Origin of the sequence: Agrobacterium sp. InxBP2 (assembly GCF_026191755.1) — a bacterium.
Taxonomy (GTDB): Bacteria; Pseudomonadota; Alphaproteobacteria; order Rhizobiales; family Rhizobiaceae; genus Agrobacterium; species Agrobacterium pusense.
Genome location: NZ_JAINDY010000018.1, coordinates 114,033 through 125,069, shown reverse-complemented (window position 1 = coordinate 125,069; position 11,037 = coordinate 114,033). Strand labels below are relative to the sequence as shown.

The following is an 11,037-nucleotide window of genomic DNA, read 5'->3' as shown; positions in this document are numbered from 1 at the left end:
GTTAAGACACCAAAGCTCCTGTTTCTCGATAGCGGGCTCTTAGCTTCGTTTGTCGGAATGACGATCGATCGAATTTCAAGTGACCGAGGACTATTTGGTTCATTGCTGGAAACGTTTGTCGCTGGCGAAATCCTCCGGCTTGCGACCTGGAGCGAAGTCCAATCAACCTGTCATCACTATCGGGATAAGGATCAGGACGAAGTAGATATCCTTCTCGAAGACGAAGCTGGCAATATGGTTGGACTTGAAGTCAAGGCCGCGGCAACGGTGACCGCAGCAGATTTCAAAGGCTTGCGCAAAGTAGCCGTGGCCACCGGACGCAACTTTAAGGCAGGCTGGGTGTTGTACGACGGCGACAAGATCCTGCCATTTGGTGATAATCTTGCGGCGATACCGCTATCTTGTCTCTGGGGCGATTAAAGTAAGGGCAGGATTTAAGTTCGATTCTCTTCAAGACGTTGGAATCTTCCATCGTAAAGCTCAGCATCGTGTTCAGCGTACAAATTTCTTCCTCATCATTCTTGGCCATCCTCTCGGCGCGTTTCAGCTAAATCAGCTCGGGTAATTGATTAGCGAGAGGCGGTGCCTGCGTACCTCTCGCCTACCTCGTGCCACCGAGTTCGAACCTCTATTTTCAATCAGTCGCCAGATCAATTTCAAATGGGCAAACCTTGACTTTCAATTAGTCAATAATGCATTTTCAAACGGTCATTGAGAGGAATAAGGCCGTGATGCTCTATCCAAGACTCGTCGAGCAACGTGTTGCCGATGCCATGTTAGACACAAGGGTGATTATGATCGTCGGTCCCCGACAATCAGGAAAAACGACACTGGCAAAGAAGATAGCCAAAGAGGCCATGGAGTATTATACTCTAGACAATGCGACAACCCTGGATGCAGCGCGACAGGATCCAGTTGGCTTCGTAAGGCGTATAGATCGCGCCGTCATCGATGAAATTCAACGCGCCCCCGAGCTGTTGCTCGCAATCAAAGAAAGTGTGGATATCGACCAGCGCCCGGGACGTTTCCTCCTGACCGGTTCAGCTAATATTATGACGCTGCCACGCGTGGCGGACTCGCTCGCAGGACGCATGGAGGTCGTTCGATTGCTGCCGCTTGCGCAGAGCGAGATCAGAACCGCGGGCAGCAGCTTCCTGAGCGACGCCTTTCAAAATGAACCAAAGTCCGGAGAACCCGTCATCGGTGACGACTTGATGGCTGCGGTCCTCGCCGGTGGATATCCCGAGGCATTGAGCCGCAAAACGTTGAGCCGCAAACACGACTGGTATGCGGACTATATCCAGGCGATCGTTCAACGCGACGTTCGTGATGTTGCCCAAATCGAGCAGATTGCGCAAATGCCGCGCTTGCTGCGGATTCTAGCTGAGCATTCGGGACAACTCGTGAACTACTCCGGAATTGGCGCCCCCATCGGGATGAACCACGTCACAACCCAGAAATACGTCGGTATATTCGAGAGCCTGTTCCTCGCCCGAACCGTTCAACCTTGGTTTTCCAACAAACTAAAGCGCTTGACCAAAACCCCTAAAATACATTTCCTCGATTCTGGTCTGCTCGCATCTCTTCGTGACCTGTCCCTCGAGAGAATGCGGGACGACAGAGGGCAGTTCGGGGCGTTGCTTGAGACTTTCGTTTTTGGGGAGATACTCAAACTCGCCAGTGCCGCAGATACACGATTTGAGTTTTCGCATTTCCGTGACAAGCAGCAGAATGAAGTCGACATTGTCGTTGAAGACAGGCGAGGGCGGATTGTCGGCATCGAGATAAAAGCCGCAGCATCCGTCACAAATTCCGATTTCTCTGGTTTACGAATTTTGGCCGAAGAATGCGGAGAGCGCTTCGTATCAGGCATGGTCCTTTACGACCACCACAAGGTAATCCCATTTGGAGAACGATTATCGGCGGTTCCAATTTCGGCGTTGTGGCATTAGCGCCGGGGAATTCTCTCTAGGCTCCAGACGCGCGAGCGGTCCTGGAAGCCCGGCGGAAAAATCGGACCTAGGTTCGATTCCCTTTAAGAGCGAGACGACGGCAGTCGCGCGACGCATGCGAGCATTTTACGTTCATGCCTGCAATGGGCCGAGAGACTAAGCCATCACACTATGCGGCCTCCCACACCTGATTGAGGATCCGGGCCGCCAATGCTGCTTTGTCCTGTGGCAGAAAGCGCCCATAGTGCTGCTGCACGACGTCTGGCGTGTCTTGGATGGCATAACTTGCCTGCTCGTAGGATCCAGTTTGCTTCAGGATGTAAGTGGCGAGCACGTCTCGGACATTGTGAGGACCATGAGGAAGGAGCCCCTTGATGGCGCCGCGGCCGGTATACGGATTGTAAATGCCATAGCGATGGATCACCAACCGCCAGGCCTCGTAAAACGTCGTCTGATTGTAAGCGGCGTCGATGCTGGTCGTCTTAACTGTCTTGACGAACAGCGCGCCGGGATCGGGTGCGCGACCCAAGAGCACCTTCCGATGCCGTTCGATATAGGCGTTGAGATAGGTGTAAAGATCAAGAAGATCCGGCAGCACCAGGCGAAACGGCTTCTGCCCGAAAAAGGAGGAGCCCGAGTTCTTGAAAGCCTTGGATGGGATGAAGACTTCCCACCCACGCTCGCGTTCGTTCCAGCGCAGTTCACCGCACTTCATGTCTTCGAGCCGGCGTTCCGCCGTGGGGAACTGTCCGCGTGGGCAGACCAGCAGTTGCCGAAGGTTTTTCTGCCTGAGGCCGAGATGTAAGCCAAGCCTCAGCATAAGAAACGAACGGACGGCCTCAGCGGCCGCTCTCGGGTAGCGGTGCTCGTCGGGCATCCGCTTCAAGATCTCCTCGGTGATCTTCCGGTATTCAGCGAGCGGGCTCTCCGCTTCCAGCACGCACATGATCGGCTCGAATGGATCGCGGTGGACCCGCATCACCCGCTGGATTTCTTTTGAACGGTTGGCGGCACGGCGGTGGAAGTCTTCGCATGCACCGTGCCAGTCTCGGCGAGCAGACGCGATCTCGTCTGTCGTGATCAGTCCTTCGATCGGCTTCACATTGCGCAGGAGTTCGGGATGTTGGCGAATCCAGCCGACTTCAGCGCGAGTAAGGGCCATGGCCACCATCAGCATGTCGTCTTCCCATTTGGTAAAGAAGCCGCGACGGCGCTCGCGCCACTGCAAATACCAATCCCAAACGCCCGGGAAGATCAGGAGGCCGAAGGTAAGTTGACTGAGGGGCACGCCTCGGCCTTTGACAACCCCGTTCAGGGATGCCGCAAGTGCCCCAAACATCAGGCCGAGATGTTCGATTTTCTGGCTGGCTGTCTCCTCATTCCAGACGCCATTCCTGCGGAAGCCGATTTCGGAGAGGGTCGACGTTTTGAAGCGGATGAGATCTGCCATCTCCATCGCAAGCCGAGGGGGTGCATCGACGACACCGGAGAGCAGATCTGGATCCTCAGGCGCCTCGGTCGAACGCCCGTTTTCGTCCCCATCTCGCGACCAGCTAGAAGTCGCTGGTCGAGGAGTAAGTGCACTCCCGCCATATGTGATCCCAGGGAACCGGATTGCGTAGCGCTGCTTCGTTGCTGCGGCCTGGAAACGCCTGTAATCGGTCGACCCCGAGATGATGACGCGCCGGACCCATTCCAGGATCTCTTCGCGCTTCGAAAAAGGCAGGCTGCCGAAGTCGTCAGGAAGATGCCAGGCAAGCCGGCGCCGCTCTGCCGGGCTTATGTCTTCCAGATCGTGGCCATATAACGATCTGGACTGATGTGGCAGTTTCGCCTTGAAGTAGCCGTTCGACAGGCCGTATCTGCGCTCAATGCGGCCGAGGATGTTGAAGCTTGCGACCGAGCGAGGCACACGTTGGCCCTCTATCCACGACAGCAAGGTTTTCGCATTGAAAGATTCGTCTATCCGAACGACCGCTCTATGGAGTTGCCAGTAACTCTCGCCAAAGCGACGCATCTGATAGGCGAGTGCATCGGCGAATGAACTCGGGTCTTCGTTCGCCTCGAACAATGGTTCTGGTTTGTCGGAACCTGGTCTCGGCTTAGGGCCGGGGCAGCCATCTGAACGGGCGCTGCCGACCTCTTCAACTTCGTGATGCCGGTCCATCGGGGAGGGGGCAAACTTGCTCGTGGCACGAGCTCTGAGCCTCGCTTGCGCTCTTTTGCATTTCTTTGCGTCGTCTTCTACAGGCGGCTCCTTCAGCCAACGCATGATCGCATCCAGTGCTGGTCGCAGTTGCTTCTTCAACGCTGTCGTCAGTGCTTCATCGATCCCGCAATCGTGTGCGATCTGCCGCCAGTCATAGCGATTGTTCGCGAGAGCCGGTTTCTTACGAAATGTGATTAGCGCCAGGAGGTAGGGGCGGACGTTGTCCACCACCCCAATCCGGCGCGACGGGAACAATGCGGACATCGCAGTAGGTCGAGATCTTTTTCTGGAAATGGCGTTTGGAAAGGTCTTCCTTTGGCAGGTGTCATCCCATATGCTCTCGGGGCCTCAGGCCGAGGGCGTGCGGAATTAGGGGTAGAGGGTTAAGAATCGGTAAAGTTCATAAGGATGACCCTATGAGCCAAGAAAGTTGTCGGGCGGACTCGTCAATTTTTCAAGGACTGCGCAGGCTCACGTCAATCCGGTTATGTTCCTGAAAACTTCTTCGACCCGCCTTGATGAAGCGCGTCGACGAACGCCTCAACCGATGAGATCGTCTTTCGATTATGCCTCGCACTTTTGACACTGGAGATTAGCTTCCGGAAACGCCGCATGGAGATCGGTGAGGAAATCATCTGGCGACTTGCTGGTCACGCCATGGACGAGAAGGTTGCTCGCGGGAGAGTCCTTCAGGGTCCAGGTGACGATGACGGAGGCTTTGCCCGCGATGGCTGCCGGGAGGACATGTCGATCGTCGGGATCTGGTAGCGTGAGATCTTTAATAAGCGGGCGATGGTCCCCCACTGCTGCCTCTGGGAGGACCGCGTTCATCCGGTCGCGCGTAGCTTCCAGGCGGTCGATGGACAAACCTGTTGTGTTGACGGCGAGATTGCGCATCCATTCATCATGTATATCGTCGGTCCAGCGCGCCTCGACGAAACCGTCGAAGGCGCACTGGATCAGAATGTTACGTAGGTGGAAGGGGTAAGGGGACGCAGGCATCGTAAACCGCGACGGGCGGATTAGAGGCCATAGGTCTCGATCAGGTCCTCTGTGTCCTCGGCAAGTGCTTCCATTGCCATCTGTCGTTTGTCGAGCTTCGACTTTAACGCGAACACATCCTTCAGAAGGGCGCGGCGGTGTTTGCCGACGTAGCGGAATGGCAGATCGCCCCGGTCCATGCGCAAGACGACGAGCGGACGAGAGATGCCGAGAATGGCTGAAGCGTCACTCGGGCTCACTTCCTGGTCCTCGGCCAGTACGGCGACGCGCTCCCCGCGCAGCATATGCGCCAGAAGGGCTTCGACAGCTGCGGCGGCCGAAGGCGGGATCTGGAGCGTGCGCGACTTGCCACCAGCATCACGAACATGGAGTTCCAGCCTGTCGCCGGCGACCAGCTTTGGCAAGGGCGTAGCTATTTTTCGATCGCGATCTGACAGTCTGGCGAAATGAACAATTTGGCTTGCCATGCGATATCTCCTTGGCCGTCAAATACAGCGAATAAGACCTCTATCTGCAATAACTGAAGGTGTGGGTTGGTTGCAGTGGTGGTGATGGGGGCGGTTCTTCGGAACGCGGGTTCGATTCCGATCAAGAGCCTTAATTGGTGGGAGGGCTATAAATGAAGCATGAAAAGTCAGCCGTCATTGCCTGCCCGCTTGTGTCATTGGCGGACATGCCCACAAACGCGCCGGTAAAATTGGCATGCTCCCCTTCTCCACCTTCATCTGAAAGGACGGAGTGATCCAGCACCGGGCCGATCCTTGTCCAATCATCGTCTTTCCAGAAATAGAAACGACCGGCCGCCCCTCTCACTTCCAGTTTCATGCGCACGGGACCGTCAGGCACCGACACCGGCGCCTCCAGCACCACATCTGCCAAGCCTTTCGGCCAGCCGCCGGCGCAGGACAGGATTTGCAGCACACGACCAGCCGTTTCGTCGTGGGTCACGCAAAGGTAGTGATAGGCAAAGCTGTTGTAATAGGCGACCAGTCCGGCCATCTGATGATAGCTGGCGGGCTCGGCGTCGACTTCGGTCTCGGCGTCAAAGTCGAAGTCCGTTTGCCGTCGTGCCACCAATGCTTGTTCGAATGTCGATCCAATCGATTCACGCCCGATCAGTCGCAAATGGCCGGGACGGTCCGACAGCGAGAACAGTCGTTCGGGCACGGGGCTGCGCAACCACTGGAAATCCGATGGCAGGCCTTTGCTCGCATCAAAAGCATAACGCTTCGGACCGGTCTGTACGTCGCTTGTCGCGGATCCGGCAGGTCCAGGTACTGACGTTTCCGGGACAAGCGGGTCGCCATGGAGACGTAGCCAGCCGTCTTCACCCCAGACGCATTTCTGTACGGCGGTCTCCCGCCCGAGGACCGAGCGCCTGATCCCCGCCAATGGCCGGCTGCAAAGATGAACCATGTAGGTCTCGCCATCTGGCGTATCAACGATGTCGCCATGGCCCGCGCGTTGCAACACGAGGTCTGGGTCGAAGCGGCTTGTCACGACATGGACGTCCGGGTGGAGCTCGTATGGACCTGTAATCTCCCGCGAGCGCGCCATGGTTACGGCATGTCGCATGCCGGTTCCCCCTTCGGCGACGAGAAGGTGGTACCATCCACCTCGTCGATAAAGGTGTGGTCCTTCCGCAAGGCCGAGCGAAGATCCCTTGAAGATGTTAGTGATTGGGCCGACCAGCTTGCGCTGCTTGTCGTCGTATTCCTGAAGGACGATGCCGCCAAATCGGCTCGGGCGCGCGCGATAGTCCCAATTCAGGTTCAACAGCCACTTACGCCCATCTTCGCCGTGGAACAGCGATGGATCGAAACCCGAGGAGTTGAGATAGATCGGGGCGGACCATGGCCCCGTGATCGAGTCCGAGGTGACGAGATAGTTGTGGCAGTCCTTGAAGGAACCGGATTTGCGTTTCACGTCCGTGTAGATGAGCCAGAAGCGACCGTCTGCATGTGTCAGGCACGGCGCCCATACGCCACACGAATCCTGTGCCCCACGCAGATCGAGCTGTTCGGCCCTGTCGAGAGGCCGGCCCACCAGGGTCCAGGTCCGAAGGTCGCGCGAGTGGTAGATCTGAACGCCGGGGTACCATTCGAATGTGGAGGTGGCTATAATAATCCTCACCGACCCGGCAGATGGACGGATCTGGATGAAAACCGGGAAGAATGGGGTTCTGGATCATATCTGTCTCGGCTGTTTGAAACTCTGAGCGCGCTCGCAATGTCCGGGCGCGTAGAACAAAACTATGCGGGCAACGCCTCGCCTCTACTTTTCCGCTTCTCGCTCACATAACCGCGGCTGCCATCCATCAGAACGCGCGTATAGGGATGCTGCACCGTATTCTCGAGCAGTTGCTGCCTCGTTGCAATCTCGACGAAACCGCCGCTCTGCATGATCGCAACCCGGTCGCAGATATGCGCGACGACCGCAAGGTCATGGCTGACGAGGATATAGGTTAGCTTCTCGCGTTCCCGCAGGTCTTTTAGCAAGTTCAGAATTTCGGCCTGAATGGACACGTCGAGCGCTGATGTCGGTTCGTCCAGCAGCAGGATTTTGGGTTCGAGAATGAGAGCTCGGGCGATCGCCACGCGTTGCCGCTGGCCGCCGGAAAGCTGGTGCGGATAACGATAGCGGAAATTTAACGGAAGGCCGACATCTGTCAGCACCTTTTCGATGCGCTCCTGTCGGCGGTCCTTGCCATGGATTTCCAAGGGTTCCAGCAGGGTGCGACCGATCGTGTGTCGCGGATGGATGGAGCCGAACGGATCCTGAAACACCAGTTGCTGCTTGGAAAGCTGAGAGCTGGTGCGCTTTTGAGCGATCGTTTCACCGTCGATCTCGATTGATCCTGTCCATTGTTTGTTTCGCCCGGCAAGTGCGCCCAGGATGGTGGACTTGCCGCAACCGCTTTCACCGACAAGGCCAAAGGTCTCGCCTTTCTGCACCTCGAAGGAGACGTCCTTGACGACCTTGAGGGCGGTTTCGCCGTGGCCGTAGGAAACGGCCAGATGATGGGCATTTATCATGGACATGTTCAGTTCTCCAGCCATGCCGGGTCACGCCGCAGCACTTCCAGCCTGTCCTTGGGATGGTCGAGGCTAGGAAGCGCGTCGAGAAGACCGCGCGTATAGGGATGTTGGGCCTGACCGAGGTTGGCCGCAGCAATCGTTTCGACAACACGGCCGGCGTACATGATGATGACACGGTCGCAGAAGCTGCGCACGAGGTTGAGGTCGTGGCTGATGAAGATCAGGCCGATGTTGCGTTCAACCACGAGGTCATCAAGGATAGACAGGACTTGCTGTCGCACCGTCACATCGAGTGCTGAAGTCGGCTCGTCGGCGATGATCAGCGATGGCTGGGCGATAAGCATCATCGAGATCATGATGCGTTGGCCCATTCCGCCAGAGACTTCATGCGGATAAAGGTCGAAGACCCTTTCCGGGTCGCGTATGTTGACACGCTCCAGCATGGCGAGGGTGCGTCTGCGCGCCTCCTGCGATGTGGCGTTCTCGTGCAGAATCACCGTTTCCGAAATTTGCTCGCCAACCGTCATCACCGGGTTCAGCGAATACTTCGGGTCCTGTAGGATCATCGCGATGCGGCGTCCACGAATAGAGCGCATCTCCGCTTCGCTTGCCGTCAGCAGATCGACGTCCTCGAACCGCATGCGATTGGCCTTCACGATCGCCTGCGGGGGCTGAAGGCGCATGATGGCGCGGCCTGTCGTGCTCTTGCCAGAACCGGATTCGCCGATGATGCCGATCTTTTCCCGACCGACGGTGAAGGACACATCCCTCACTGCAGTGGTGACGCCGGAGAGTGTCGGGAACTGGACGGACATGCTTTCGACCGTCAAAATGGTGTCGGATGTATTAGCCATTGCGGGGATCCATGATGTCGCGCAGCCCGTCGCCGAGCAGGTTGAAGGCAAGGCTGACGGTCAGGATCGCAATGCCTGGAACCGTTGTCAGCCACCATGCGTCGAGAAGATACTGGCGACCGGAAGCAGCCATTGCGCCCCATTCAGCCATTGGCGGCTGTGCGCCAAGCCCAAGGAAGCCCAGGCCGGCGGCCGTCAGGATGATGCTCGACATGTTGAGGGTCAGTCGCACGATGATGGAAGGCGCGCAGAGCGGAACGATGTGGCGCAGCAAGATCCTTCCCACACCGGCACCTTGAAGTTCGGCGGCAACGACGAAATCGGCTTGGCGGAAAGTCAGGGTTTCGGCACGTGCAAGGCGGGCAATCGGCGGCCAGACGGTGAGTGCGATGGCGATCACCGCGTTTTCGATGCCGGGGCCAAGTGCCGCCGAAAAAGCCAGTGCGAGAACAAGGCTTGGAAAGGAGAGGAAGATGTCGGTTATGCGCATTAGAACGACATCCACCCAACCGCCGAGATACCCCGCCGTCGCGCCAATCACGAAGCCTATCGGTGCGACGATAATGGTCACCAGAATGGTGATGTAAAGAGTGGTGCGTGCACCGAAAACCAGACGGGAGAACACATCGCGACCGAACTCATCGGTTCCGAACCAGTGTGCGGAAGACGGAGCGTTCAGCGCTATTGCGAAGTCCTGCACGAAGGGATCGTGAACAGCAATCACCGGTGCCAGCGCGGCAACGACGACGAGCAGAACGACGATTGCGAACCCGGCCAGAGCGAGCGGATTTGCAATGAGGCTCAGCCAGCCAAGATAGGCACTGTGCAGGCGCGCCTGTCGCGTTGACGTGAAGTCTTCGCTGATGAGCCAGTTATGCAGGTTTGATAAAGTACCGGACTTGGCCATTAGCGGGTCCTCGGATCGATAAAGCGGTAGACGATGTCGGAGAGCAGGTTGATGGCAATCGAGATGATGCCGATCAGCAGCACACTGCCGAGCACGGCGTTCATATCGGCGAAGAAGAGCGCCGATGTGAGATAAGATCCGAGCCCCGGCCACGCGAAAACGGTTTCGATCAGCACGGTGCCGTCAAGGAGGCCGCAATAGGCAAGTGCGATGATTGTCAGCAACTGAACGCGGATATTGCGAAAGGCGTGTCGCCAGACAATGGGTCTTTGCCCGAGGCCTTTAGCCCGCGCCGTCAATATATATTCCTGACGAAGCTGCTCGAGCATGAAGCTGCGCGTCATACGGCTGATATAGGCCATAGAAGCATAGCCAAGAATGATTGCCGGGGCGATGATATGGTGGAGTGCGCTCCAGAATACGCCCCAGTGACCGCCCAGCGCAGAATCGATCAGGGCGAAGTTGGTTCGAGCCTGCACTATTCCTTCGTCGTACAGATAAACACGCCCGCCCGGCGGAATTGCTCCGAGATAGGCGTAGAAGACGAGGATGACGATGGTACCCAGCCAGAAGATCGGAGTGGAATAACCCAACAGACCGACAACGCGGGCAAGGTGATCCACCCATGTCCCCTTGCGCACTGCCGCGATGACGCCTAGTGGGATACCGAGACCGGCACCGAAGATTATAGCCAGCGTCGCCAGTTCGATGGTCGCGGGGAATACCCGCGCGAGGTCCTTTGACACGTCCTGCTTGGTGATGATCGACTGGCCAAAATCCAGTTGCACCACGTCACTCAAATAGTGACCGAACTGCACATAGATGGGCCTGTCCAGACCCATTTCCTTATAGACACGGTCATAGGTCGCCTGATCGGCTTGGTCGCCGATGACGGCGATTACAGGGTCAGCCGGGACCATCCGGCCGACTGTGAAGGTGATCATCATCAGGCCGAGGAGTGTCGTCAGGATGACGACGAAAGATGTCGCGATCTTGCCTGCAGCCTTTGGGAACCGGGATTTCCGGATCGGCTGGGCATCGGAGGTCTGGGTAATGCTCATACCACTGTCCTTGA

9 protein-coding genes and 1 pseudogene are annotated in these 11,037 nt (G+C 57.2%); 2 read left to right on the top strand and 8 right to left on the bottom strand.

What is annotated here, in order from left to right:
• Together K7A42_RS02175 and K7A42_RS02170 are read left to right on the top strand one after the other, a co-directional pair.
• Positions 1 to 420: DUF4143 domain-containing protein (locus tag K7A42_RS02175; protein WP_282454768.1), on the top strand; the 420-nt coding region annotated here is incomplete at its 5' end.
• Positions 421 to 728: 308 nt separating this feature from the next.
• On the top strand, positions 729 to 1,952 hold the full coding sequence (locus tag K7A42_RS02170; protein WP_282454767.1) for an ATP-binding protein: 1,224 nt from the start codon (positions 729 to 731) through the stop codon (positions 1,950 to 1,952).
• Positions 1,953 to 2,121: 169 nt separating this feature from the next.
• On the opposite strand, the gene K7A42_RS02165 is transcribed toward K7A42_RS02170, so the two are convergent.
• From K7A42_RS02165 to K7A42_RS02130, 8 genes and pseudogenes are all read right to left on the bottom strand, one after another.
• A complete protein-coding gene (locus tag K7A42_RS02165) occupies positions 2,122 to 3,969 on the bottom strand; it encodes a hypothetical protein (RefSeq protein ID WP_416220893.1) in 1,848 nt (615 codons plus the stop codon).
• 756 nt (positions 3,970 to 4,725) lie between these two features.
• Complete coding sequence (locus K7A42_RS02160; RefSeq protein WP_282454766.1) at positions 4,726 to 5,163, bottom strand: PIN domain-containing protein; 438 nt, start codon at positions 5,161 to 5,163, stop codon at positions 4,726 to 4,728.
• Between the two features lie 20 nt (positions 5,164 to 5,183).
• A complete protein-coding gene (locus K7A42_RS02155) occupies positions 5,184 to 5,630 on the bottom strand; it encodes a DNA-binding protein (protein WP_282454765.1) in 447 nt (148 codons plus the stop codon).
• 130 nt (positions 5,631 to 5,760) lie between these two features.
• Positions 5,761 to 7,354: pseudogene (locus tag K7A42_RS02150) on the bottom strand (glycoside hydrolase family 43 protein).
• Between the two features lie 61 nt (positions 7,355 to 7,415).
• Complete coding sequence (locus K7A42_RS02145) at positions 7,416 to 8,204, bottom strand: ABC transporter ATP-binding protein (protein ID WP_282454764.1); 789 nt, start codon at positions 8,202 to 8,204, stop codon at positions 7,416 to 7,418.
• A gap of 2 nt (positions 8,205 to 8,206) precedes the next feature.
• The gene (locus tag K7A42_RS02140) at positions 8,207 to 9,055 is read right to left on the bottom strand and encodes an ABC transporter ATP-binding protein (protein ID WP_282454763.1); all 849 of its coding nucleotides are present in this window, start codon (positions 9,053 to 9,055) and stop codon (positions 8,207 to 8,209) included.
• The gene (locus K7A42_RS02135; protein ID WP_282454762.1) at positions 9,048 to 9,962 is read right to left on the bottom strand and encodes an ABC transporter permease; all 915 of its coding nucleotides are present in this window, start codon (positions 9,960 to 9,962) and stop codon (positions 9,048 to 9,050) included. The genes K7A42_RS02140 and K7A42_RS02135 overlap by 8 nt, the downstream gene beginning before the upstream one ends.
• Positions 9,962 to 11,023: an ABC transporter permease gene (locus tag K7A42_RS02130; protein ID WP_282454761.1), complete on the bottom strand. Its 1,062-nt coding sequence runs from the start codon at positions 11,021 to 11,023 to the stop codon at positions 9,962 to 9,964. The genes K7A42_RS02135 and K7A42_RS02130 overlap by 1 nt, the downstream gene beginning before the upstream one ends.
• Between the last annotated feature and the right edge of the window lie 14 nt (positions 11,024 to 11,037).